This window comes from Xanthomonas sp. NCPPB 3174, from assembly GCF_056725205.1.
Map to the genome: position 1 here is coordinate 4,616,592 of NZ_CM161517.1, position 24,443 is coordinate 4,641,034.

Consider the following 24,443-nt stretch of genomic DNA (forward strand, 5'->3'; position numbering starts at 1 on the left):
ACATGGTCCCAGCCCTGGGCCGCCGTTACACTTGTCGATGGACGGGCACGCTCGTCCGCCCTTGTTCTTCCCGCGCACCGCTCGTTCCCCTGGGAATCCGGCGGCGCGGCCGCGCCAGCCAGTGCCGTTGTTCCGCAGCCCGCCACGCCGGCCTGCGAGTCCGCGCGCCAAGCCAGCTCACCCTCGATCGTCGTCCGGCACCGCATCCGCGCCGGCGATGGCCCTGCCTGCTGCCTTGGAGTCCGCGATGTCCCGTATTGCCCCCGCCTGTCGTTTACCGCGCCGTTCGGCCCTGGCCGTGGCCTGCCTGTTGGCCGCCGTGCCGGCGTTCGCCGCGACACCGGCCGCGACCGCCGCCGACGGCGCGGACGATGCAGAACGCGACGTCACCACCCTCGACAAGATCAGCGTCAAGGGCGAGCGCGCCGAGGGCTACAGCGTGCGCAAGACCAGCGCCGGTACCCGCTTCGAACTGGCGCCGCGGGAGATCCCGCAGTCGGTGAGCATCATCAGCCACCAGCGCATCGAGGATCAGGGCCTGGACGACATCATCGACGTGCTGCAGAACACCACCGGCGTGTCCAGCACGCGCTCGGACAGCGAGCGCTTCGAGTTCTACGCGCGCGGCTTCTACATCGACAACTACCAGTTCGACGGCATCCCCACCACGATGGTGCAGAACTGGAGCTACGGCGATTCGGCGCTGGACCTGGCACTGTACGACCGTGTGGAAGTGGTGCGCGGCGCCACCGGCCTGCTCACCGGCGCCGGTAATCCTTCGGCCTCGGTCAACCTGATCCGCAAGCACGCCGACAGCGCCGAACTGACCGGCAGCGTCACGGTCAGCGCCGGCAGTTGGGGCCGCACCCGCTCCACGGTCGACGTCACCACCCCGCTCAACGCCAGCGGCACGGTGCGCGCCCGGGTGATCGGCAGCTACCTGGACACCGATTCGTACGTGCAGCGCTACAGCCAGCGCAAGTCGCTGGGCTATGCGGTGATCGATGCCGACCTGACGCCGGACACGCAGCTGAGCGTGGGCTACGACTACCAGAACAAGCAGTCCGACGGCGTCACCTGGGGCGGTTTCCCGCTGTGGTACGCCGACGGCAGCCGCACCGACTACCCGCGCTGGTTCAACCCGGCGGCGGACTGGACGTTCTGGGACACCACCAGCAAGCGCGCCTTCGCCACCCTGCAGCACGCCTTCGGCAACGGCTGGCAGCTCAGGCTCAACGCCACCCACGACCAGACCGACGTCACCGACAAGCTGTTCTACCCGTACTACACGATCTATGGCTTCGACCGGCAGACCGGCGCCGGCGTGGTGCCGTACTCGGGTTACTACATCACCGGGCGCAAGGTCGACGGCCTGGACGCCTACGCCGAAGGCCCGTTCCAGTTGGCCGGGCGCGAGCACGAATTGATGGCCGGGCTGAGCTACAACCGCCGCCGCTACGTGAACACGGGCGCCTTCGACTTTCCCGGCCCGCTGCCGAGTTATCTCGGCTGGACCGGCGCCTATCCGGAGCCGGCGTGGTCGCCGCTCAGCGAGTTCAGCCGCGGCACCGTCACCCAGAAGGCCGGCTATGCGGCGGCGCGGCTGTCGCTGGCCGATCCGCTGAAGCTGATCCTGGGCGCGCGCTACACCGACTGGAGGGTGGACGGCAGCGAGAGCGAGGTGGGCTACGTGCTGCACCAGGAGAAGACCACGCCCTATGCCGGCCTGGTGTACACGCTCGACGACGTCTGGTCGGTCTACGCCAGCTACACCGACATCTTCCAGCCGCAGACCGCGCGCACTGCCAGCGGCGCCTACCTGGACCCGGTGATCGGCAAGAGCTACGAGGTCGGGGTCAAGGGCGCCTGGTTCGACGACCGCCTCAACGCCGCGCTGTCGGTGTTCCGCATCGACCAGGACAACGTCGCCCAGGCCACCAGTGGGTTCGTGCAAGGCACCACCGAAACCGCCTACGTCGCCGCGCAGGGCACGGTCAGCCGCGGCGTGGAGTTCGAATTGAACGGTGAGCTGGCGCCGGGCTGGAACGCCACCTTCGGTGCCTCCCGCTACGTCGCCAAGGATGCGGCCGGCGCCGACATCAACAGCCAGCTGCCGCAGACCACGCTCAAGCTCTACAGCAGCTACACCCCGCGCCGCCTGAGCGAGTTGACCGTCGGTGGCGGCGTCAACTGGCAGAACCGCATCTACTACGTCGATGCCACTTACGGCCGCTTCGCGCAGAGCGGCTACGCGCTGGTCAGCGCCTTCGCGCGCTACCGCCTGTCGCCGGCGTTCACAGTGCAGCTCAACCTCAACAACCTGCTGGACAAGCGCTACTACGCGCAGATCTACGGCTACGGCGCCTGGGGCGAACCGCGCAACGGCACGCTGAGCTTCAGCTGGTCGTTCTGAACCGGCAGTCCACGCCGCACGCATGCCGCGACGCGGCATGCGTGGGAGGGAGACAGGCGCCTCAGGCCTCGACGATGCGCAGCGGCACGTCGTCAGCGGCGGCGACGCGGTTACGGCCGCCGCGCTTGCCACGGTACAGCGCCGCATCGGCGCAGCGCAGCAGTTCTTCGGTGCTGCGGCCGTGGTCCGGATAGGCGGCCACGCCGATCGACACGGTCACCGGCGGCAGCGCCTGGCCCTGGTGCTGCACCTGCAGCGCCGCCACCGCGGCGCGGATCTGCTCGGCGCGGCGCTGCGCCACGTCGGCGGCGGCGCCGGGCAGGATCACCGTGAATTCCTCGCCGCCGTAGCGGCAGGCGATGTCCTCCGGCCGCACCAGCCCGGCCAGCAACTGGCCGAATGCCGCCAGCAAGGCATCGCCGCCGGCATGGCCAAGGCGGTCGTTGAGCGCCTTGAAGTGGTCCAGGTCCAGCATCATCAGCGCCAGCGGCTGCTCGCGCCGCTCGCAGCGCGCCAGTTCGCGCACCAGCGATTCTTCCAGGTAGCGGCGGTTGTACAGCCCGGTCAACGGATCGCGGATCGACTGCGTGCGCAGGCGCTGGCGCAACTGCAGGTTGTGCAGCGCCATCGCCAGCTGTTCGGCCACCACCTCGACCAGGGGCAGGCGCTCGAGCAGGGTCGGATCGCGGCTGGACAGATGGATCAGCCCCAGCGGCTCGCCCTGCACCACCATCGGCACGCAGGTGCCATGCCGCGCCGCGCCGGCGGCGTGGACGCAGGCCGGCGCCGCGCCGGGCCGCTGGATCTGGGTGGCGCGGCTGCGCAGACCTTCGCAGCCGCTCAGCGACAGCGCCGGCATGCACAGCGCCTCTTCGCCCCAATGCGCCACGCAGACGGCCTGCTCGCCTGCCGCATCGGTGCAGTACACGCTGCAGCCGGCGTCGCCGAGCAGGCGTTCCAGCGCCTGCCGCGCGACCTCCACCGCCTCGTCCTGCTGCACGCAACTCTGCAGCCCGCGGCTGCAGCGGTTGAGCGTGCGCAGATCCTGTTCGGTGCGCTGCATCTGCTGCACGGTGCCCACCAGCAGCGCATTGGCATGGTGGCCACGCAACTCGGCCTGACTGCGCCGGCCGATCTCGCGGCGCAGCAGCAGGTACAGGCACAGCGTCATCGCGCAGACGGCGGGAATGCCGACCACCGCCAGCCGGCGCAGCAGATCGGCATTGGCGGCGGTGGAGCGGGCATTGCTGGCCAGCGCCGCGCGCTCGCTGCGCACCATGCTGTCGGTGTTGCGTCGGATCGCCTGCGCCAGCACGCGGCCCTGGCGCGCGCGCTCCGGGTCCGGCCTGAGCATGCCCGGGCCGCCGCCGCGCTCGAAACGGGTCACCGCCCGCGCGCTGTCGTGCATGCGCGTCTGCACCTGCGCCTGGACCAGGCGCAGGCGCTGCTGCTGGGCCGGGTCGTGCCGTACCAGCGCGGCCAGTTGCTCCAGCCGCGCCGGCAGCGTTTGCTGGCAGCCGCGGAAGTCGGCCAGATGCTCGTGGCTGCCCAGCAGCAGGAAGCCGCGCAGGGAGGCATCGCAGTCGGCGAGGTTGAGCTGCAGGCCGTTGATGCCGGCAATCACCTGGTGGCTGCGTTGCACCTCGGCGGCATCGTCGAGGAAGCGCTCGCTGCCCACCAGCACGCCGCCGCTGATGCCCAACAGCAGCAGCAGGGCCAGCGGCACGCCATAGCGGTTGATCGTGGTGGAGGGCATGGCGTCGACGAGGGGAAGGGAGGAAGGCCGCGCGCGCCACCAACTGCGCTGCGCAGTCAAGCGCAGGGAACCATGCAAATTCCAGGCCACTTGGCGCGTCGCGTCACAGCCAGCCCTTCTGCCGCGCCAGCCGCGCCGCCTCGATGCGGTTGCCGACCCCGAGCTTGCCGATCGCCTCGGACAGGTAATTGCGCACCGTGCCCGACGACAGCCCCAGCTGCGTGGCGATGTCGCCGGCCGAGGCGCCCTCGCCGGCCAGGCGCAGCACCTGGCGCTCGCGGTCGTTGAGCGGGTCGGCTTCGGACCACGCTTCCAGTGCCAGTTCCGGATCGATCGCGCGGCCGCCGCGGTGCACCTGGCGGATCGCGTCGATCAGCCGCTGTGGCGGTGCGTCCTTGAGCAGGTAGCCGCCGACCCCGGCATCCAGCGCGCGCCGCAGGAAGCCGGGACGGGCGAAGGTGGTGACGATGATGACGCGCACCGGCAGTTGCTGCCGCTGGATGCGCTGGGCCAGCTCCAGCCCGCTGAGGCCGGGCATCTCGATATCGGTGACCAGCAGGTCGGGGGAATGCGCCTGCAGCGCGCGCCACGCGGCCTCGCCGTCGGCCGCGCTGGCGACCACGTCCAGATCCGCTTCCAGGCCCAGCAGTGCGCCCAGCGCACCGCGCACCATCGCCTGGTCCTCCGCCAGCACTAAACGAATCACGGCACCCCCCGGTCCTTGTCGGCCCATTGTAGTGCCCGGGCCGGGCCGGCGCTCAGCCCAGCGCGGCGTCCTGGTCCGCCGGCGCGGGCACCCGCGGTGCCGCTGCGGGTTCCGGCACCACGGTCGCCTCGATCCGGGGCAACGGCGCGGCGGCGACCAGGCAGGTGCCCAGGCCGCGCTCGGAGGCGATGCGCAGGCTGCCGCCTACCGCCTCCAGCCGCTCGCGCATGCTGCTCAGCCCGGTGCCCGGCTGCAGCGCGCCGCCGCGGCCGTCGTCGCGCAGTTCCAGCAGGGCCTGGCCGCGCTCGCACCACAGCCGCAACTGCGCGTGGCTGGCACGGGCATGGCGCTGGATATTGGTAGCGGCCTCGCGCAGTACCAGCGCGAACACCGTCTCCAGCTGCGGGCATGGCGGCAAGGCCTCGACCTGATAGCGGAAGCTCACCCCCGACGATTCCAGCAGCAGCTTGGCGGCGGCGATCTCCGCGGCCAGCTGCGCGGCGCGGATACCGCTGACCGCGCGCCGCACCTGGCCCAGCGCCTCGCGCGCGACCTGGCCCACTTCCTCCATCTCGCGCTGCGCCGCGGCGGCGTCGTGGGCGAGCAGGCGCGTGGCCAGGTCCGACTTCAGCGCCACCAGCGACAGGGTATGGCCGAGCAGGTCGTGCAGGTCGCGGCCGATGCGCTCGCGCTCGGCCACCGCCGCCAGGCGCCGCACTTCCTCGTGGCTCAGGCGCAGTTGCGCCTCGCCGCGCGCACGGCGCTCGAAGCTGATGTTCATCAGCCCTACCGACAGGCCGACCACCACCGCGCTGACCATGTACAGCGGCGACCAGCCGCGCAGCGTCCAGGCCAGCGCGAACAGGGCCAGCACCAGCAGCATCGCCGCCACCGCCCGCACCGGCGACAGGCAGAACGCCAGGAAGGCGCAGGCATAGATGATGTAGCACTGCGCGCCGGGGTTGTACGGCAACAGCACGAACGCCAGCGCCGCCATGCCCGCCACGCACCAGGGCAGGTAGCGCCGGTGGAGGTAATAGGCCACGTAGTACAGGGCCAGAAACACCAGGTAGCTGGCCAGCGTCGGCGGGAACCAGTTGCGGAAGTAGTACGGCTCGTACAGCGGAGTGACGAACAGCCAGATCGACCACACCAGCGACAGCCACACGAACCAGTGGGTGCTGGACTTGGCCGAGCTCCAGCCGATGCGGCGGGCGATCAGCGAGTCGGGCGAGGCGTGCAGCAAGGCGATCACGTCGGGCTCCCAGGGCGGCACGGCCGCCGCGGCGCATAGCTTAGCGAAGGCGCCGGCACGCGGAACCGCGCGACGGCGCCGGGATCGGGATGGCGCGCCATCAGCCGCGACGCAGGCGCCGCTGCGCCAGTGCGTAGAACACCACCGTCACCGCCAGCAGCGCGGCGACATGGCCGACACTGCTGCGGCCATCGGCCTGGCCGACCACGCGCAGCGCCAACTGGCCCAGGTGATAGGACGGCCACAGCGGCGCCAGCGTGGTCAGCCACGCCGGCAGCAGCTGCAGCGGGATCCACAGCCCGGACAGGAACGCCATCGGCAGGTAGATCAGGTTGACCAGCGCCGGCGCACCGCTGCCGCCGGCATAGGCGCCCAGCGCCAGCCCGATCGCACAGAACGGCAGCGTGCCCAGCACGTCGACCAGCAGCAGCCAGAGCCGCTGGCCCGGCGTCAGCATCACCCCGCCCAGCAACGCGGCCAGCGCCTGCAGCAGCACCCCGATCGCCAGCGCGAACGCCATCGCCAGCGCGGTCCGTGCCAGCAGCAGCGCCATCGGCGGCACCGGCATCGCCCGCTTCAGCGCCAGCAGGCCGCGCTCGCGGTCCAGGGCCAGGCCCACGCCGAACCCGAACAGCGCCGGCGCCGTCACCCCGAACACGCTGTAGCTGGCCATCAGGTACACCGCCGCATCGTGGCGCCCATGATTGAGCAGCACCCCGAACAGCAGGTAGAACAGCGGCGGGAACAGCAACGTGGGCAAGGCGAACGACGGCGTGCGCAGCCAGCGCAGCACCTCGTAGCGGATCTCGCGCAGCAGCAGCGCGCCCTGGTCGCGCAACGACCAGGCGGCCGCCGGCGGGACAACGGACAGATCGATCGGGTTCATGCGGCCTCCGCACGGGTGATGGCGAGAAAGGCGTCGGCCAGGCCGGCGCGGCGGACTTCCAGCGCGCCCAGCGCCGGATCGCTGGCGAGCAGGCGCGCCACCACCGGCTCGGCCGGCTCGGCGACCACCTCCAGCACACCATCGCGGCTCTCGGCGTGTCGCACCTGCGGCCACAGCGCCACCTGCGCCGCCGGCAGCGCGCTGCGGCAGCGGATGGTGCATTGTTCGAAGCGCGCACGCAGCTCGGCGACACTGCCCTCAGCGATCAGCGTGCCGCGCTGCAGCACCGCCACCCGGTCGGCCAGCGCCTCGGCTTCTTCCAGATAGTGCGTGGTCAGCAGCACCGCGCAGCCGTCCGCGACCAGTTCGCGGATCGCCCGCCACAGGCCCTGCCGCGCCTCGATGTCCAGGCCGGTGCTGGGCTCGTCCAGGAACAGCACCCGCGGCCGCCCGCAGATCGCCATCGCGAACTGCACGCGCCGCTGCTGGCCGCCGGACAGTTGGCCGTAGCGGCGTGCCATCAACCCGTCCAACCCGGCCAGCGCCACGCAATCGGCGACGCTGCGCGGCTGCGGGTAGTAGCCACGCGCCTGCAGCAGCAGTTCGCCCACACGCAGCGTCTCCGGCAGCCCTGCGGTCTGCAGCATCGCACCGGCCTGGCGGCGTGCGGCCAGCGCCTGCGGATCCTGCCCGCACAGGCGCACGCTGCCGACGTCGGGCGTCTGCAGCCCGAGCAGCAGGCTCACCGCGGTGCTCTTGCCGGCACCGTTGGCGCCCAGCAGTGCCAGCAACTGGCCGCGGTGCAACTGCAGGTCGACGCCGTCGAGCGCGACCAGCGCCCCATAGCGCTTGTGGACACCGCTGAGCTGCGCCAGCGGCAACGCATCATGGTCAGGCATGGACAATTCCAGTGGTGGCAGGGAGTGCCTAGGCTGCGCCGTGGCGGCGACGCGTCCCAGTGCGGCGCGTCAACTGCATCGGATGACATCTGTCACTGGCAGCCCCGGCACGATTGCCGCATGCTGCGATCCACGCCGAGGGGCGGCGTTTCTTCCCGTTGCAGCGCACCGCAGAAAGTGACTTCCGGCCATGCCCACGGCGGCCGGTGGCTCGCACACTGCAGCGCGCCGACCGTTTCGTTCAAGGACACGATGAGTACTTCCTCCGACCTGCTCAAGGAACTCCGTATCGACCGCAAGGCGCCGCCAAGCGAGCCGCCGTCGCGGCGCGGGCTGTGGATCGCTTTGGTACTGCTGGTGGTGCTGCTCGCCCTGGGCGCCGGCGGCTGGTGGCTGTTCGGCCGCAGCAAGCCGCTGGAGGTGCGTACCGCGGCGGTGGTGGCGATCGCCCCCGGCAGCAGCAGCGCCTCGGTGCTGGACGCCAGTGGCTACGTGGTGGCGCGGCGCATGGCCACGGTGTCGGCCAAGATCACCGGCAAGGTCCGCGAGGTGCGCATCGAGGAAGGCATGCGCGTGGAGGAAGGCCAGGTGATGGCAACGCTGGATCCGATCGACGCCAATGCGCAGCGGGTGCTGTCGGCCTCGCAACTGGACGCGGCGCGCAGCCTGGTCGCCAACATGCAGGCGCAGGTGCGCCAGGCCGATGCCGACGCGCAGCGGCTGCAGACCCTGGCCGGCCAGCAACTGGTCTCGCGGTCGCAGTACGAGCAGGCGGTGGCGCAACGCGACGCCCTGCGCGCGCAGTTGCAGAACGCGCAGCGCAACGTGGCGGTGGCCGGCAACCAGTTGTCGATCTCCGATCTCAACGTCGACAACACCATCGTGCGTGCGCCGTTCTCCGGCGTGGTCACCGCCAAGGCGGCGCAGCCGGGCGAGATCGTCTCGCCGCTGTCGGCCGGCGGCGGCTTCACCCGCACCGGCATCGGCACCATCGTCGACATGGATTCGCTGGAGATCGAGGTCGAGGTGGGCGAGTCCTACATCGGCCGGGTCAAGCCGGGCATGCCGGTGGAAGCGGTGCTCAACGCGTACCCGGACTGGAAGATCCCGGCCGAGGTGATCGCGATCATTCCCTCCGCCGACCGCGGCAAGGCGACGGTGAAGGTGCGCGTGGCGCTGAAGCAGAAGGACGCGCGGATCGTGCCGGAGATGGGCGTACGGGTCAGCTTCCTGGAGGCACCGCAGCCGCAGGCGCAGCACACGCCGCAGGGCGTGCGGGTGCCGAGCGCGGCGATCGTCAAACGCGAGGGCCAGGACGTGGCGTTCGCGGTGAAGGACGACAACACGATCGAGCAGCGCGCGCTGAAGACCGGCCTCGCCCTGGGCGACGACCGCCAGGTGCTGTCCGGCTTGGCCGCAGGCGACACGGTGGTGCTGGATCCGCCGGAGGCCTTGCATGCGGGTATGCAGGTGAAGACGGCGGAGGCCGCCGCGCAGTAGTACGCGATCGTGTGCTGCGCACTGCGTCAGCACCCGAGGTTGCACCTGAAGTGGTCACTTTCCAACGGCGCTCCACCGCAGCCACAACGCTCTAGCTCAAGTTTATGCAGTTGCTGTTGCATTCCTTCCCCGAGTGACGCTCCTGCTGTTGCTGTTGCTTTGTAGCTGTTGCTCTTGATTTTTGCTCTACCGGGTTCCCTTCCGCAGCGGCGGATGGACCGGGGAAAAACCCGAAGGGCGGCGCACATGGATGTGCGCCGTTCGCGGCAGGGGCAGGATGCCCCTTCCGCGAATCCCCGGTGCATCCGCGGACCCGGAGCGCGCAGCGCGGAGGGCGCAAGGCAGGGCGCGCTTTCTTTTGGTTACCTTTTCTTTGCGCGAGCAAAGAAAAGTAACTCGCCCGCAAGGGCGAAAGCCTTTGCTGTTGCTTCAAGCTTGAGTATCAAACGAGAAGATCTGTAGGAGCGGCGTTAGCCGCAACAAACGTAATTGGTCATGGCTGTCGCGGCTGAAGCCGCTCCTACAATCCAGCGGCCGTCACCGTAGCAGCAAGTGCAAGAGCAAAGCTTTCGCCTTGCGGCGAGTTACTTTTCTTTGCTTGTGCAAAGAAAAGTAACCAAAAGAAAGCACACCCTGCCTACGCGCCCTCCGCGCTAACGCGCTCCGGGTCCGCGTCCAGCCCGGGGATCCGCGGAAGGGGCATCCTGCCCCTGCCGCGGACGGCGTACATCCATGTACGCCGCCCCTTCGGGGTTTTTCCCCGCGCTGGCCGCCGCTTCGGAAGGGAACCCGGCAAGTCAAAAGCAAAAACAACCGCAACGGCAGAAACAACAGCAAAAGCACAACCACTGCAGCTGCACTTGCAACAGCAACAGCAACAACAGAAAAAGCAAAAGCAACGGTAATTACATCGCCGCCAGCGGCGACCACATCGCCTCCACCTCGTCCACCGCCAGGAACACCACCATGTCCACCCTCGTCACCCTGCGCAACGTCACCAAGACCTACCAGCGCGGCCCCGAGAAAGTCCAGGTCCTGCACGGCATCGACCTGGATATCGCCCGCGGCGACTTCGTCGCCCTGATGGGCCCGTCCGGCTCCGGCAAGACCACCCTGCTCAACCTGATCGGCGGGCTGGATTCGCCCAGCGGTGGCGAGATCGAGATCGAAGGCCAGCGCATCGACCGCATGAGCGGCGGCCAGCTCGCCACCTGGCGCAGCCACCATGTCGGCTTCGTGTTCCAGTTCTACAACCTGATGCCGATGCTCACCGCGCAGAAGAACGTCGAACTGCCGCTGCTGCTGACCTCGCTCGGCGCCGCCCAGCGCAAGCGCAATGCCGAGATCGCGCTGACCCTGGTCGGCCTGGCCGAGCGCCGCAACCACAAGCCCAGCGAACTGTCCGGCGGCCAGCAGCAGCGCGTGGCCATCGCCCGCGCCATCGTCTCCGACCCCACCTTCCTGATCTGCGACGAACCCACCGGCGACCTCGACCGGCGCTCGGCCGAGGACGTGCTGGGCCTGCTGCAGGAACTCAACCGCAGCCACGGCAAGACCATCGTCATGGTCACCCACGACCCCAAGGCCGCCGAGTACGCCACCCATACCGTGCACCTGGACAAGGGCGAGCTGGCCGACGCGCCGGTCGCGCACTGAGCGAGGCGATGCCATGAAGTATTTCTCGTTGATCTGGGCGCAACTGTTCCGCAGCAAGACGCGGACACTGCTGACCCTGTTCTCGGTGATTGTCGCCTTCCTGCTGTTCGGCCTGCTCGACTCGGTGCGCGTGGCGTTCACCGCCGGTGGCTCGGTGGAAGGGGTCAACCGCCTGGTGGTGGCCTCGCGGCTGTCGATCACCCAGTCGCTGCCGGTGCGCCTGGAGTCGCAGATCCGCAGCGTGCCGGGCGTGCGCGACGTGACCTATGCGATGTGGTTCGGCGGCATCTACAAGGATCCCAAGGACTTCTTCCCCAACTTCTCGGTCGCGCCGAACTTCTTCGACGTGTACAGCGAATACGTGGTGCCGCCGGAGCAGCTCAAGGCCTTCCGCGACACCCGCACCGGTGCGGCGGTGGGCGAAGCGCTGGCGAAGAAGCACGGCTGGAAGGTCGGCGACGTGATCCCGCTGCAGGCCACCATCTTCCCGCGTGGGGGCAGCAACGACTGGCCGCTGGAGCTGAAGGCGATTTTCAAGGCCAAGGACCGCGCCAACGTGCAGGCCGAGAACCAGTTGATGATGAACTGGAAGTACTTCGACGAGAGCAACGACTACATCAAGGGCAAGGTCAGTTGGTACACGGTGCGGCTGGACAACCCCGAGCACGCCTCGCGCGTGGCGCAGGCGATCGATGCGCTGTCGGCCAACTCCGACCACGAGACCAAGTCGCAGACCGAGTCGGCGTTCCAGCAGGCCTTCGTCAAGCAGTTCGCGGACATCGGCCTGATCGTCACCTCGATCATGGGCGCGGTGTTCTTCACCCTGGTGCTGCTGACCGGCAACACCATGGCGCAGGCGGTGCGCGAGCGCATCCCGGAACTGGCCACGCTCAAGACCCTGGGCTTCCAGGACCGCACGGTGCTGGCCCTGGTGATCGTGGAGTCGGTATTGCTGATCGTGCTCGGCGGCCTGCTCGGCATGGCGCTGGCGTCGGTGGCGATCCCGGTGCTGGGCAGCGCCAGCCGCGGCGCGCTGCCGGTGCACGCGGTGCCGGCGCAGACCTGGCTGATCGGCGGGGCGCTGATGCTGGTCATCGGCGTGGTGGTCGGCCTGCTGCCGGCGCTGCGCGCCCAGCGGCTGAAGATCGTCGACGCCCTCGCCGGGCGTTGAGCCCGCCCCTTCTCTCCAGCACATCGATGCCACGGACGGCGACGCAGACCCGAGGAACAACGCAATGAAGATGCAATGGTTATGGAATGTCCTGGCGATCGCGGCGCTGGCGCTCGGCCTGGGACTCTGGATCGCCCTGCCCTGGTTCCTGGTCCTGGCGCTGGTGGCGGTGCTCGCCGTGCTGCTGCTGGTCACCCGCAGCGGCCGGCTGTCGCTGGCGGCCGCGCGCATCGGCATCGCCAGCCTGCCGCAACGCTGGGGCGCCAGTTCGGTGATCGTGGTCGGCATCGCCGGCGTGGTCGGGGTGCTGGTGGCGATGCTGGCGATGGGCCAGGGCTTCCAGGCGACCCTGGACAGCACCGGCGACGACACCACCGCCATCGTGCTGCGCGGCGGCTCGCAGGCCGAGACCAACTCGGTCATCACCCGCGACCAGGTGCCGCTGATCGCCAGCCTGGCCGGCGTGGCGCGCGGCGCCGACAACCGCCCGCTGGTCTCGCCGGAACTGTCGCAGGTGGTGAACCTGCAGTCCAAGTCCGACGGCAGCGACGTCAACGCGCAGTTCCGCGGCGTCGGCGAGCAGGGCTGGGCGGTGCACGACAAGGTCAAGCTCCTGCAGGGCCGTCGCTTCACCCCCGGCCTGCGCGAGATCGTGGTCGGCAAGGGCGCGCAGTCGCAGTTCCGCGGCCTGCAGCTCGGCCAGACCCTGACCCTGGGCAACCAGGCCTGGACCGTGGTCGGCGTGTTCGCCAGCGGCGATGCGCACGACTCGGAACTGTGGACCGACACCCAGACCCTGGCCACCACCTACAACCGCAGCGCCTACCAGTCGATCAGCGTGCGCACCCAGGGCCAGGACGGCTTCCGCCAGTTCAAGGCGGCGATGGACGCCGACCCGCGGCTGAAGCTGGACGTGTTCACCACCCGCGAGTACTACCGCAAGCAAGGCGGCAACCTCAGCAAGGTGCTGGAGGTCCTGGGCACCTTCATCGGCACCATCATGGCGATCGGTGCGGTGTTCGGCGCGCTCAACACCATGTACGCGGCGGTCGCCACCCGCGCCCGCGAGATCGCCACCATGCGTGCGCTGGGCTTCCGCGGGCTGCCGGTGGTGGTGGCGGTGATGCTGGAGACCATGCTGCTGGCGCTGCTCGGCGGCGTGCTCGGCGGGCTGATCGCCTGGGCGATCTTCAACGGCTACAGCGTCTCCACCCTGGGCAGCAACTTCAGCCAGGTGGTGTTCCAGTTCAAGGTGTCCCCGCCGCTGCTGTGGACCGGGTTGAAGTGGGCGCTGGGCATCGGCCTGGTCGGCGGCCTGTTCCCGGCGCTGCGTGCCGCGCGCCTGCCGATCACCACCGCCCTGCGCGCGCTGTAGCGCCAGGGCTGAACGCGCCGGGCCGGGACCCCTGTCCCGGCCCGGCCCAATGGCCGCTGACGCGTCATCGTTTCGTCATCGAAACGCGGTAGAACGGCCGCCGCCGAGGCGCTAGCCTGCGCGGCCATTTGGTTCCACGCCGCCACGTCCATGTCCTCGCGCCTGCGCCTGCTGCTCGTCCTCTGCGCCAGCCTGTGGCTGAGCGCCTGCTCCTCCACCTCGCTGAGCGACCGCCTGGTCGCGCCGGGCGGCGTGTCGCCGCTGATGGACGAGGAGCGCATCCAGAGCCTGCTGGCGACCCTGCCCAACCGCAGCGGCCACGTGGTGGTGCCCGGCGGCATCCCGATCTTCTGGCGTGCCATCGACCCGGGCGACTACCACATGCGCTACCGCTACGAGCATGCCGGCCGCGATGCCAGCGGCCACGAGCACGCCGACTTCGCCATGGACGTGGGCACCCCGGCGCCGACCACGCACATGGCCCCGCGCGGCACCGTGGTGCTGCTGCACGGCTGGATGATGGACGGCGATTCGCTGTTGCCGTGGTCGCTGGACCTGGCCCAGGCCGGCTACCGCAGCATCAGCATCGACCTGCGCAACCACGGTCGCTCCGGCGGCGGCCCGGCCGGCTACGGCACCCGCGAGTCCGACGACGTGGTCGCGGTGATCCGTGCCCTGCGCGCCAGCGGCGAGGTGCAGGGCCCGGTGTACCTGTTCGGCGTGTCCTACGGCGCGGCCACCGCGCTGTTCGCCGCGCAGAAGCTCGGCGACGAGGTCGACGGCGTGGTCGCGATGGAATCCTTCGCCAACGCCGGCCGCGGCATCCGCGACATGATCCCGCACATGCTCGCCAGCCGCCCGCGCGGCTGGATGGCCAGCGCGGCGATGGACCTGGCGCGCTGGCGCTACGGCGGGCAGAACCTGGATGCGGTGATCGCCAACGCCAACCAGCGCCTGGCGCTGAACCTGGACCAGGTCGACGTCACCGCCGCCGCGCGCGCCGCACCGGCCTGCGTGCTGCTGCTGCACGGCAGTGCCGACCAGCACATCCCGGTGGCGCACGGCCGCCTGCTGGCGCTGGACGCCCCGCGCGCGCACTACCTGGAGATGCCCGGCGAGAACCACCTGAGCCTGCCGATGCGGCTGGACCTGCTGGCGCCGACCGTGGAGGACTGGTTCGCCGACCTGCAGTCGCCGAGCCCCGGCGGCCGCTGCCCGCAGCCGCTGCCACCGCGTGCGGATCCCGAGCTGCAGCTGACGGGTGAACCGGCGACGAGCGGTAGCCGGGGGTGAGCGGGGATTCGGGAGTCGGGATTAGGGATTCGTAACAGCGGCTGCGCTGGCGACCTGCCACTTTCAGGGAACGGCGCCGGCTTTTGCCAATCCCGAATCCCTACTCCCCAATCCCCGCTCGCCGCCACACGCCGGACCGCCAAAGACTTTCGCCGGCGAACAACAGCAAGCCGATCCAGATGGCGGCAAAGCCGATCGCCTTGCCCGCGTCGAACGGCTCGCGGAAGAACCACACGCCCAGCAGCAACTGCAGGCTCGGCGCGATGTACTGCAGCAGCCCCACCAGCGACAGCGGGATGCGCCGCACGCCGTAGGCGAAGCCGATCAGCGGCACCGCGGTGACCACGCCGCCGAACACCAGCAGCAGGTCGTTGCGCCAGCCCCAGCCGCCGACGAAGCCGCCGCCGTGGCCGGCCTCGCCCCACAGCACGAAGCCCAGCGCCGGCAGGAACAGATACAGGCTTTCCACGCCCAGCCCTGCCACCGCATCCACCTGCACCAGCTTGCGCAGCAGGCCGTACAGCCCGAACGAGCCGGCCAGGCCCAGCGCGATCCACGGCAGCGTGCCGGCGTCGACGGTCAGCCAGGCCACGCCCAGCGCGGCGCAGGCCACCGCCAGCCACTGCAGCGGGCGCAGCCGCTCATGCAGCACCAGTACGCCGAGCAGCACGTTGACCAGCGGGTTGATGAAGTAGCCGAGGCTGGTCTCGATCACGTGGCCGGCATTGACCGCCCAGATGTACAGGCCCCAGTTGAAGGCGATCGCCAGGCTGCTCAGCGCCAGCGTGGCCAGCGCGCGCGGCTGCGCGGCGATGCGCCGCCACCACTGCAGGCGCGCGCTGTACACCAGCCAGGCCACCACCAGCAGCGTGCTCCAGACGATGCGGTGGGCGATGATGTGCGGCGACGGCACCGCCTGCAGCAGGTGCCAGTACACCGGCACCACGCCCCACAGCGCGAAGGTCGCCGCGGTGATCCACAGGCCGCGCCGGGCCTCCTGCTCGGCGGCCGCGGTCATCGCCGGGTCCTCGCCACGGTGATCACCACCACGCCGGCCAGGATCACTGCCATCGCACCGACATCGCTGGCGCTGAAGCGTTCGCTGCCGAGCCAGCTGCCCAGAGCCACCGCGATCACCGGATTGACGTAGGCATAGCTGCCGGCCAGCGCCGGGCGCACGTGTTGCAGCAGCCACACGTAGGCGGTGAAGGCGACGATCGAGCCGAACACGCACAGGTAGGCCACCGCCAGCACGCCCTGCGCGCTCGGCAGGGTGTGCAGGCGTTCGCCGCTGAGCAGGCCGATCGCCACCAGCATCACCCCGCCGCACAGCATCTGCCCGGCAGCCGCCATGAACGGCATCGGCAGGTCGCGCCCGCGCGACCACACCGAACCGAACGCCCAGCCGACGGGCGCGATCAACAGCAGCACCAGGCCCAGCGGGCTGGCAGTGAGACTGCTGCCGGCATTGAGCCACACCACCCCGGCGAAGCCGACCACGATGCCCAGCCATTCGCCGCGGCTGGCGTGGTGGCCGCGCAGCGTGCCGAACAGCGCCATCCACAGCGGCACTGAGGCCACCGCCACCGCCGCCAGCCCCGAGGACACCTGCCGCTCGGCCAGCACCACCAGGCCGTTGCCGCAGACCAGCATGAGCGCGCCGAGCATGGCCAGCGGCCGCCACTGCGCGCGGGTGGGCGCGGCCACCCCGCGCCAGCGCAGCACCGCGTACAGCACGCTGCCGGCGATCACGAAGCGCGTGCCGGAGACCACGCTCAACGGCGGCGCGCCGCCTTCCAGGGCGAAGCGGATCGCCAGATAGGTCGAGCCCCAGACGACGTAGACCAGGAACAGGGCGAGAACGACGAAGCCGCCGCGCGCAGGCGCAGCGGCGACAGGAGCAGAAGGCATCGGACGGCGCCAGAGACAGCAGGGGCGCTATTCTAGAGCACCTGGTCTGCGCGCAAGCCCTCTCACCCGCGCGCGGCGCGCTGCCGCGGCGTACAGACCACTCGTCGAGAAAGGAGTCGTGGATGACATCACACCGCACCTGGCTCGCGCTGCCCTTGCTGGCGGCGCTCGGCAGCAACAGCGCGGCACGCCCGCCTGCCGGACCCTGGGAATTGAACGGACATCAGTTGCTGGAAGCCCCGCTGGACGGCTCGCTGGCCGCCGACCTGGGCCTACAGCAACCGCAGGAACTGCGGGTCATGGTGTCCTCGCGCACGGCGGCCGCGTACATGCTCGGCATCGCGGCCGGCAGCGAGGGCGCGCGATGGTGCCGACCGACCGGCCAGTCCGGCCCACCGGATGTGCAGGCCCTGGTCGCCGATCTCGGCGCGCTGCCCGACGCGCGCCTGGACGCGCGCGCCAGCGATCTGGTCGTGCAGGCCCTGGCCAAACGGTATCCCTGCAAATCCACGCCGCACCGCGCATCACGCTGAGGGCACCCGACTGCCGCAGGTCGCGTCGGCGCAGCGAGGCAGCGATGCGCCGCGTCCGGCGCGGTGTCCGCGCCGGGTGCCGAACGCGCATCCACTGTGGCATCGGCGCAACAAGAGCGGCGCCTGGCGCTCAATCAGCACCACCAAGCCGGTCTCGCAGGCCAGCATGGGCACGCCGAGTCGCGACGGCGGCCGCTCCTGTGCGCAGCCGTGCCGCGTCGCGCTGCAGGCAAGGAAACGCGATCGGCCTCGCGCAGCGAGTGTGCTGCGCAGAGCAGTTCTTGTCCTGATGTCTTCACCGATGAACGGACGTCCATGACAGCACGGTCGGCACCTGCTGCTGCGCTCCACCGCGCCGCGAAATACCTAAGAGACGGTTCAGCCGCACGGGCGTATCTGTACGCACATACGCCCGCTCGCTGAGCACCGCCATGGCCATCGCTACCGCACTGTCGCCGCTCGGCACCGTCAATCCGTATGGCACCTCGCCCTATGGCTTCTCCGCAACGGGCACCTCGGGCGATTCGGCCCAGGCCGGCAACCCGATCGTGTCCAGCAACGATCCGGCGGCGGTGCAACAGGCCGTGGAGTTGTCCGGCGACGCCTCGGTGATCCTCAGCCTCGGCGGCCTCGCCGGGAGCACCGCGGCGGACACGGGCCTGACCTACAACGCCGCCGGGCTGTTCAACAGCATCGTCAGCGCCGGCCCGACCGATGCCACCTCGGCCACCGGCACCTCCGGCTCCAGCACCGATCCTTCGACGTCGACGACCGGCACCGGCACCGGCACGTCCACCTCTCCATATCCCACCCTCGACCAGGCCACGCAGACCTACGACCAGGGCCTGCTCGGCACCATCACCGCGCCGCCGTCGACCCCCGGCCTGTACAACGCCTCTGGCGTCTTCAGCAGCCAGGGCCTGACGCCGCAGCTGTCGTCGCTGCTGCAGTCCAATCCCGACCTCAGCGGCACGGTGACCGGCGATCTGCTCAACCAGGGCATCGTCGGCGGGCTGATCGACACCACCGCCTGAGCGGTGGCCGCCCCGCAGTACCTGCGTACGTCTGGCCGGTGAGCGGCACCTCTCATTACGGCCTCGCAGGACATCGCGTCGTCCCCACGTAGGAGCGGCTTCAGCCGCGACAGGCGTTACCGGTAACGCCCGTCGCGGCTGAAGCCGCTCCTACGGGATGACCTTGCAGCCCTCTCGGCGATGCCCTTGTGCTGCGACACCAGCGCAACCGTGCGTGCCGGCCCTTGCCGAGAGGCGCCATGACGGCGCAATCGACTTGCTGCGCCGGAACCTCGTGCCGCAGTTCCGGCATCGTCTTCCTGCCAACCGCTCAGCCCGGCAGCGCCGGACCGCAGCTCTCCGAGGAATCGCAGGCCGCCGGCAGCGCATGCCGCTCCAGCGCATCGGCGTCGCTTCCGGCATCGCCGGCCAGCGCATCGTTGGCCGCCTGTGCCGCACCTCCCATGAACAGGGAAGCGGACAGCAGCAACATGCGCATCGGGTTCACGGTCACGACCTGGCAACAAGCGGGCCGCACAGTGTAGAGAATGGCGTCGCGCCGAGACAGCGCTGCGTGGCGTTCGCGTGCGCCACGCGAGGCGTCGTTCAGCGCGCGGGACGCTCCAGCCAGCAGGCCAGCCCCTGCGCATTGAGCTCGATGTCCATGTGCAGCACGCGCTCCACGCCGGCATCGTCCAGCGGACAGCCATGCAGCCGCGCCCGCTCCAGATACAGCGCGGTCAGCGCCGCGACCAGGCAACGATGGCGATCGGAGCGGCCATCGCAACCGCGCGCGATCGCCACCATCGCCTCCAGCTGTTCCAGCAGTTCCGCCGCCAGCGTTTCGGCGCCCTCCACCGGACCGTAGTGGGTGAGATACAGCGTCTGCGGCGCGTAGCCGAGCATGCGTTGGATCGAGGTCTGCATGGCCTCCGGCTCGAACTGCACAGGCGACGAGGTCGGGATCGCGAACGCGCCACGCGCGCTGTCCAGTTCGCGGTAGGACAGGCCGAAGGTGTCCCCACTGAACCAACTGCGGCTGCGCGCGTCCCACACGCAAAGGTGATGGCGCGCGTGCCCGGGGGTGTCGATGCACAGCAGCTCGCGCCCGGCCAGCGACAGGCGATGGCCGTCCCCGGCCACGACCACGCGCTCTGCCGGCACCGGCACAATGCTGCCGTAGCTGCGCGCCATCTCCGCCTCGCCGTACACCGCGGTGGCGCCGGCGATCAGCCGCGCCGGATCGATCATGTGCGGCGCGCCGCGCGGATGCACCAGCAGGCGCGCGTTCGGCAACTGCTGCAACAGCGCACCGGCGCCGCCGGCATGGTCCAGGTGCACGTGGGTGAGGATCAGCCAGTCCACCTCGCCCGGCGCCAGGCCCGCGTGCGCCAGCGCCTCCAGCAGCACCGGCACCGCATGGCTGGTGCCGCAGTCGACGAAGGCGCCGCGCCCGTTCTCCACGATCAGGTAGGCGGCATCGAACTGCGCGCGCTGGAAGCCGGTATCGACGAGATGGATGCTGGGATCGCGTGGCATGGCGCAAAGGCGTGGCGGGCGAGGCTCCATTCTAGGCGGTATGGAGGGCGCTGCCAGTGCTGCCGGCAAGGGCCGGACGGAGAATGGACGACAGAACCGCCCTGACGACCGCCGGCGCCCAGTGTGGGAGGGACTTCAGTCCCGACTGCATGCGACCAGCAAACACACGCGCGTCGGGTGTCGCAACAAGACGCCTCGTATGCCGTGTAGGACCCTGTAGGAGCGGCTTCAGCCGCGACGCTTCTACGGCAACGCGTCGCGGCTGCCCCCGCTCCTACGAAGGACCGCCGTGCGAGCGCTCAGCCCGCCTCGCGCAAGCGCGCCAGCGCCGCCAGCACCGTCTCGGCCGGCGTTTCCAGCGTCACCGGCGCGGCCTGCAGTGCATCCGCCTGCGCGGCCTGCTTGAGCGCAGCGATGGTCTGCCCGGCATCGCGCGGCGAGGCAAAGCCGCCGCTCTGCAACAGCAGCACGCCCTCGCCATCGAGCAGCTTGAAGTAGAACTGCCCATCGGCCTCGCGGTACTGCTTGAAGCTCGGCAGCGCCTGCTTGGCCGTCGCCGTTTCCGCGGCGCCACCGGCCTGCGCCGACAGGTCACGCAGGCCCACCGCGTGCCGCAGCTCCGCCAGGAACGGGATCGCATAGCGCTCGCGCAGGCGCTGCGCGTTGTCGCGCAGGATCGCCTCGATGTCCTGCGGACGCGCCATCAGCGCCTCGTAGCGCACCCGCATCGGCGCGATCTCGGCGTCGATGCGCTCGAACAACTGCTGCTTGGCCTCCCCCCAGCCGATGCCGGCGGCGAACGCCTGCGCGAACGCGGCCGTCTCCTCGGCGCTGGCGAAGGCCTGGTACAACTGGAACAGCGCCGAGCCCTCGGTGTCCTTCGGCTCGCCCGGCGCGCGCGAATCGGTGACGATGGCGAACACCCGCTTCTTCAGCTCCTCGCGCGGGGCGAACAGCGGAATGGTGTTGTCGTAGCTCTTGCTCATCTTGCGCCCGTCCAGCCCGGGCAGCGTCGCCACCTGCTCGTCGATCAGCGCGTCGGGCAGCACGAAGTGCTCGCGGCCGTAGACGTGGTTGAAGCGCTGCGCGAAATCGCGCGCCATCTCGATGTGCTGGATCTGGTCGCGGCCCACCGGCACCTGCTGCGCCTTGAACAGCAGGATGTCGGCGGCCATCAGCACCGGATACATGAACAAGCCGGCGGTGACCCCGGCATCGTCGTCCTCGCCGTCGGCGCGGTTCTTGTCCACCGCCGCCTTGTAGGCATGCGCGCGGTTGAGGATGCCCTTGCCGGCGACGCAGGTCAGGAACCAGGTCAGCTCGTTGGTCTCCGGCACGTCCGACTGACGGTAGAACCACACCTGCGCCGGATCCAGGCCTGCGGCCAGCCAGGTCGCCGCGATCTCCAGGGTCGAGCGCTGGGTCCGCGCCGGGTCCTGCGCCTTGATCAGGCTGTGCAGGTCGGCCAGGAAGAAGAAACTCTCGATGCCGGGACGGCGGCTGGCCTGCAGCGCGGGGCGGATGGCGCCGACGTAGTTGCCCAGGTGCGGCGTGCCGGAGGTGGTGATGCCGGTGAGAACGCGGGTGCTCATGCGAAATGGACGGTCCGGAGAAAACCCGGCGAGTTTACCCGCTGCGCGACAACCCCGTTCCGGCGCGTGGGGCGTTCAATCCGGCGTCCCCGTCCTGGAGTCGCCGCGATGCACGTTCCTGCTCCGTCCCTGCCCCGCCGTTCCCTCGCCGTCCTCGCCTTCGCCGTGCTGTGCATCGGCGGGCTGTGCGGCTTCCGCCCATGGCCTTCGCCGCCCGCAGCAGCGCCGGCGGTGCAATTGCAGGTGATCGATCGCGATGCAGGCGACGCGCCGCTGCCCGCGCATGCCTGGCGCGGCGAGCGCTGGATCGCGGCCACGCCGGGCCATCGCTACGCGCTGCGCCTGACCAACCTGACCGGCGCGCGGGTGCTGGTGGTGCTGTCGGTGGACGGCGTCAACGCGGTCAGTGGCCAGACCGCGGCCAGCGACCAGCGCGGCTATGTGCTGGCGCCGTGGCAACAGACCGAGATCGCCGGTTGGCGCAAATCGTCCGAGGACGTGGCGCAGTTCGTGTTCACCGACCTGCAGGACAGCTATGCGGCACGCACCGGACGCCCGCGCAATGTCGGCGTGATCGGGATGGCGGTGTTCGACGAAGCGCGCGCATGGCCCGATGATGCCGTGCGCGACGCGGACATCGACGCAAAGCGGGCAGCCGAGACGCCGGCGCGCGCAAGCGCAACGCCTGCACCGGCAGCGGCCGCCGACCTCCCGCAACCCAGTGCCGACGCACCGCTCGCGGCGGCGCCGTCGGCCGACGCACGGGCGTATGCACGCGAGGGCAACGCCGCCGAACGCGTGCAACAACGTCTGGGCACCGGCCACGGCGCACGCGAATGGTCGCCCTCGCGCGTCACCGAGTTCGAGCGCGCCAGCGACGTGCCGATGCAGCGGACCACGTTGCGCTACGACAGCCGCGCGCGGCTGATCGCACGCGGCGTGCTGCCGCGCGCCCTGCCACCGCCGCGCGTGGCGATCGCGCCGGATGCGTTTCCTGGCGACTACGTACCGGATCCGCCGGCGCGCTGATCGGCAGGGACACAAAAAGACACGGGCCGCGATGCGGCCCGTGTCGACGACGCTGCGGCGATGTGCGCCTCAGTCGTGGTATTCCTTGCCCAGGCTGTCGCGGAAGGCATGCACTTCCTTTTCGGCGCGATCGCGCGCCCAGCCGTAGCGCTCCTGCAGCTTGCCGGCCAGGTATTGGGTATTGCCTTCGGCGACGTCGAAATCGTCGTCGGTCAAGTCGCCCCACTGCGCCTTGATCTTGCCCTTGAGCTGGGTCCACTTGCCGGCAATGATGTCTTTGTTCATGGCATCTCTCGTGATGTGTAAGCGGCGCCGTACGCCGCCCGCGCAGCATCGCGCAGCCTGTGTCGCGGATCGATCAATGCAGCGTCAGCGATGCATGAGCATCGTGAACCGTTGTGCATGGCAGGCAAACGCGCAAAAAAAACGGGCCGGCAAGCCGACCCGTTTTTCGCAGCTGAGACGAGGCTCAGTTCTTGGCGGCGTCTTCGACCTTCTCGCCCGCCTTCTGCACGTCCTTGCCGGCACCGGCAACGGTGTTGCAGCCGGACAGCAGGCCCACCGAGAACATCGCCAGCAGCATCCACGCAAACGTACGCTTCATAGGTTTCACTCCTTACTTGGTCATGGGACGCGGCACGCAGGCCGCGCGAAACTCAGCACTTGCCAGCGCTGCAATCCTGCGCCTTGTCTTCCACCTTCTCGCCCGCCTTCTGCATGTCCTTGCCGGCGCCGGCGACGGTGTTGCAGCCGGTCAGCACGCCAGCGCAGAACAGGGTCAGCATCAACAGGGTGGTCAGTCGCTTCATCGTGTCGTCCTCGGCAATCGCAGGTGGTCGGGGTGGGCGGCGATAGGCGTCGCCGCGCTACCGTCTGGCGGTGAATCTGCCGTCACGACTGTGGATTTCACGTGAATGAACCGGCGACCCATTCAGGCTGAGGCCGCACCGCTCAGTCGCGCATCAGCGTCGATTTGCCGAACAGGCTCTCCACCAGGTCCACCGCCAGTTCCGCGGTCAGGTTGCGGTGGTCCAGCACCGGATTCAGTTCCACGATGTCCAGCGAGGCCATGCGCCCGCTGTCGGCGATCATTTCCATCACCAGCTGCGCCTCGCGATAGTTGGGGCCGCCCGGCACGGTGGTGCCGACGCCCGGGGCGATGCTGGGGTCGAGGAAATCCACGTCGAAACTGACGTGCAGGTGGGTGTCGGCATCGAGCCCGTCCAGCGCTGCCTCCATCGTCCGCTTCATGCCCATCTCGTCGATGTAGCGCATGTCGTACACGTCGACGCGGTGCTGCTTGATCAGCCGCTTCTCCTCGGGATCGACCGAGCGGATGCCGATCTGCCGCACCTGCTCCGGGCGCAGCGCCGGCGCACTGCCGCCGAGTTCGGTGAGCGCCTGCGGACCAAGCCCGCACAGGCAGGCCACCGGCATGCCGTGCACATTGCCCGACGGGGTGACCTCGCTGGTGTTGAAGTCCGAATGCGCGTCCAGCCACAGCACGCGCAGCTTGCGGCCCTGCTCGCGGCAGTGCCGCGCCACCGCGGTGATCGAGCCGATGCCCAGGCAATGGTCGCCGCCAAGCACGATCGGCATGCGGCCCTCACGCAGTTCCGCATAGCTGGCCTCCATCAGCGCGTGGTTCCAGGCCACCACCTCATCCAGATGGCGATAACCGTCGACCGGCGCCTGCCACGGATTGCGCGGACCATCGATGTTGCCGACGTCGCGCACCTCCACGCCGCGATTGGCCAGCGCCTCGTGCAGGCCGGCGATGCGCAGCGCCTCCGGCCCCATCCGCGCACCGCGATGGCCGGCGCCGATATCGGTGGGAACGCCGATCAGGGACACCGGCAGAAAAGACGACTTCATGCGCATACGCTCCAGCCAAAAAAAGTGGCCCAGTCTAGCGG

At 69.8% G+C, this 24,443-nt stretch carries 23 protein-coding genes; 9 read left to right on the forward strand and 14 right to left on the reverse strand.

The window, feature by feature from the left end; translation table 11 throughout:
- Positions 1 to 247 precede the first annotated feature (247 nt).
- Positions 248 to 2,413, forward strand: coding sequence for a ferric-rhodotorulic acid/ferric-coprogen receptor FhuE (gene fhuE / locus AC1PK7_RS19935; protein ID WP_481099259.1), 2,166 nt, complete (start codon positions 248 to 250; stop codon positions 2,411 to 2,413).
- 61 nt (positions 2,414 to 2,474) lie between these two features.
- Here fhuE and AC1PK7_RS19940 read toward each other — a convergent pair whose 3' ends face one another.
- The 5 genes from AC1PK7_RS19940 to AC1PK7_RS19960 form a co-directional block, all read right to left on the reverse strand.
- Positions 2,475 to 4,169, reverse strand: coding sequence for a diguanylate cyclase (locus tag AC1PK7_RS19940; RefSeq protein WP_481099260.1), 1,695 nt, complete (start codon positions 4,167 to 4,169; stop codon positions 2,475 to 2,477).
- Between the two features lie 103 nt (positions 4,170 to 4,272).
- Positions 4,273 to 4,875, reverse strand: a complete 603-nt coding sequence (locus AC1PK7_RS19945; protein ID WP_010341374.1) for a response regulator transcription factor — start codon at positions 4,873 to 4,875, stop codon at positions 4,273 to 4,275.
- 52 nt (positions 4,876 to 4,927) lie between these two features.
- The gene (locus tag AC1PK7_RS19950; protein WP_010341373.1) at positions 4,928 to 6,130 is read right to left on the reverse strand and encodes a sensor histidine kinase; all 1,203 of its coding nucleotides are present in this window, start codon (positions 6,128 to 6,130) and stop codon (positions 4,928 to 4,930) included.
- Positions 6,131 to 6,230: 100 nt separating this feature from the next.
- Positions 6,231 to 7,016: an ABC transporter permease gene (locus AC1PK7_RS19955; protein WP_481099261.1), complete on the reverse strand. Its 786-nt coding sequence runs from the start codon at positions 7,014 to 7,016 to the stop codon at positions 6,231 to 6,233.
- Entirely contained in the window at positions 7,013 to 7,915 is a 903-nt protein-coding gene (locus tag AC1PK7_RS19960; RefSeq protein ID WP_481099262.1) for an ABC transporter ATP-binding protein, read from the reverse strand. Before AC1PK7_RS19960 ends, AC1PK7_RS19955 begins: the two co-directional genes overlap by 4 nt.
- A 252-nt stretch (positions 7,916 to 8,167) precedes the next feature.
- On the opposite strand from AC1PK7_RS19960, the gene AC1PK7_RS19965 reads away from it, so the two are divergent.
- The 5 genes from AC1PK7_RS19965 to AC1PK7_RS19985 all read left to right on the forward strand — a co-directional run bounded on the left by AC1PK7_RS19965 (position 8,168) and on the right by AC1PK7_RS19985 (position 14,910).
- On the forward strand, positions 8,168 to 9,415 hold the full coding sequence (locus AC1PK7_RS19965) for an efflux RND transporter periplasmic adaptor subunit (protein WP_481099263.1): 1,248 nt from the start codon (positions 8,168 to 8,170) through the stop codon (positions 9,413 to 9,415).
- A gap of 966 nt (positions 9,416 to 10,381) precedes the next feature.
- Positions 10,382 to 11,071, forward strand: a complete 690-nt coding sequence (locus tag AC1PK7_RS19970) for an ABC transporter ATP-binding protein (protein WP_481099264.1) — start codon at positions 10,382 to 10,384, stop codon at positions 11,069 to 11,071.
- A 13-nt stretch (positions 11,072 to 11,084) separates the two neighbouring features.
- Entirely contained in the window at positions 11,085 to 12,242 is a 1,158-nt protein-coding gene (locus tag AC1PK7_RS19975; protein ID WP_481099265.1) for an ABC transporter permease, read from the forward strand.
- A gap of 64 nt (positions 12,243 to 12,306) precedes the next feature.
- Positions 12,307 to 13,617, forward strand: coding sequence for an ABC transporter permease (locus tag AC1PK7_RS19980; protein ID WP_481099266.1), 1,311 nt, complete (start codon positions 12,307 to 12,309; stop codon positions 13,615 to 13,617).
- A gap of 150 nt (positions 13,618 to 13,767) precedes the next feature.
- Positions 13,768 to 14,910 (forward strand): alpha/beta hydrolase, encoded by a 1,143-nt coding sequence (locus AC1PK7_RS19985; protein WP_481099267.1) that lies wholly within the window; start codon positions 13,768 to 13,770, stop codon positions 14,908 to 14,910.
- Positions 14,911 to 15,010: 100 nt separating this feature from the next.
- Here AC1PK7_RS19985 and rarD read toward each other — a convergent pair whose 3' ends face one another.
- Positions 15,011 to 15,928, reverse strand: coding sequence for an EamA family transporter RarD (gene rarD, locus AC1PK7_RS19990; protein ID WP_481099268.1), 918 nt, complete (start codon positions 15,926 to 15,928; stop codon positions 15,011 to 15,013).
- Positions 15,925 to 16,821 (reverse strand): drug/metabolite exporter YedA, encoded by an 897-nt coding sequence (gene yedA / locus AC1PK7_RS19995; RefSeq protein WP_481099269.1) that lies wholly within the window; start codon positions 16,819 to 16,821, stop codon positions 15,925 to 15,927. Before yedA ends, rarD begins: the two co-directional genes overlap by 4 nt.
- 122 nt (positions 16,822 to 16,943) lie before the next feature.
- On the opposite strand from yedA, the gene AC1PK7_RS20000 reads away from it, so the two are divergent.
- Both AC1PK7_RS20000 and AC1PK7_RS20005 read left to right on the forward strand, forming a co-directional pair.
- Positions 16,944 to 17,354 carry a Rap1a/Tai family immunity protein gene (locus AC1PK7_RS20000; protein ID WP_481099270.1) on the forward strand — a complete coding sequence of 137 codons (411 nt, stop codon included), beginning with the start codon at positions 16,944 to 16,946 and terminating at the stop codon, positions 17,352 to 17,354.
- 431 nt (positions 17,355 to 17,785) lie between these two features.
- On the forward strand, positions 17,786 to 18,388 hold the full coding sequence (locus tag AC1PK7_RS20005) for a hypothetical protein (RefSeq protein ID WP_481099271.1): 603 nt from the start codon (positions 17,786 to 17,788) through the stop codon (positions 18,386 to 18,388).
- A 310-nt stretch (positions 18,389 to 18,698) separates the two neighbouring features.
- Here AC1PK7_RS20005 and AC1PK7_RS20010 read toward each other — a convergent pair whose 3' ends face one another.
- The 3 genes from AC1PK7_RS20010 to AC1PK7_RS20020 all read right to left on the reverse strand — a co-directional run bounded on the left by AC1PK7_RS20010 (position 18,699) and on the right by AC1PK7_RS20020 (position 21,498).
- Positions 18,699 to 18,866 carry a peptidase gene (locus AC1PK7_RS20010; RefSeq protein WP_481100944.1) on the reverse strand — a complete coding sequence of 56 codons (168 nt, stop codon included), beginning with the start codon at positions 18,864 to 18,866 and terminating at the stop codon, positions 18,699 to 18,701.
- A gap of 107 nt (positions 18,867 to 18,973) precedes the next feature.
- Complete coding sequence (locus tag AC1PK7_RS20015) at positions 18,974 to 19,906, reverse strand: MBL fold metallo-hydrolase (protein ID WP_481099272.1); 933 nt, start codon at positions 19,904 to 19,906, stop codon at positions 18,974 to 18,976.
- Positions 19,907 to 20,205: 299 nt separating this feature from the next.
- Positions 20,206 to 21,498 carry a tryptophan--tRNA ligase gene (locus AC1PK7_RS20020; protein WP_481099273.1) on the reverse strand — a complete coding sequence of 431 codons (1,293 nt, stop codon included), beginning with the start codon at positions 21,496 to 21,498 and terminating at the stop codon, positions 20,206 to 20,208.
- 108 nt (positions 21,499 to 21,606) lie between these two features.
- Here AC1PK7_RS20020 and AC1PK7_RS20025 point away from each other — a divergent pair, with 108 nt between their 5' ends.
- The gene (locus AC1PK7_RS20025; protein ID WP_481099274.1) at positions 21,607 to 22,527 is read left to right on the forward strand and encodes a hypothetical protein; all 921 of its coding nucleotides are present in this window, start codon (positions 21,607 to 21,609) and stop codon (positions 22,525 to 22,527) included.
- 69 nt (positions 22,528 to 22,596) lie between these two features.
- Here AC1PK7_RS20025 and AC1PK7_RS20030 read toward each other — a convergent pair whose 3' ends face one another.
- The 4 genes from AC1PK7_RS20030 to rocF form a co-directional block, all read right to left on the reverse strand.
- Positions 22,597 to 22,812 carry a CsbD family protein gene (locus AC1PK7_RS20030; protein WP_010341025.1) on the reverse strand — a complete coding sequence of 72 codons (216 nt, stop codon included), beginning with the start codon at positions 22,810 to 22,812 and terminating at the stop codon, positions 22,597 to 22,599.
- Positions 22,813 to 22,996: 184 nt separating this feature from the next.
- The gene (locus tag AC1PK7_RS20035; protein WP_010341024.1) at positions 22,997 to 23,131 is read right to left on the reverse strand and encodes an entericidin A/B family lipoprotein; all 135 of its coding nucleotides are present in this window, start codon (positions 23,129 to 23,131) and stop codon (positions 22,997 to 22,999) included.
- Positions 23,132 to 23,183: 52 nt separating this feature from the next.
- Positions 23,184 to 23,336: an entericidin A/B family lipoprotein gene (locus AC1PK7_RS20040; RefSeq protein ID WP_010341023.1), complete on the reverse strand. Its 153-nt coding sequence runs from the start codon at positions 23,334 to 23,336 to the stop codon at positions 23,184 to 23,186.
- A gap of 142 nt (positions 23,337 to 23,478) precedes the next feature.
- Positions 23,479 to 24,402 carry an arginase gene (rocF, locus tag AC1PK7_RS20045; protein ID WP_481099275.1) on the reverse strand — a complete coding sequence of 308 codons (924 nt, stop codon included), beginning with the start codon at positions 24,400 to 24,402 and terminating at the stop codon, positions 23,479 to 23,481.
- Between the last annotated feature and the right edge of the window lie 41 nt (positions 24,403 to 24,443).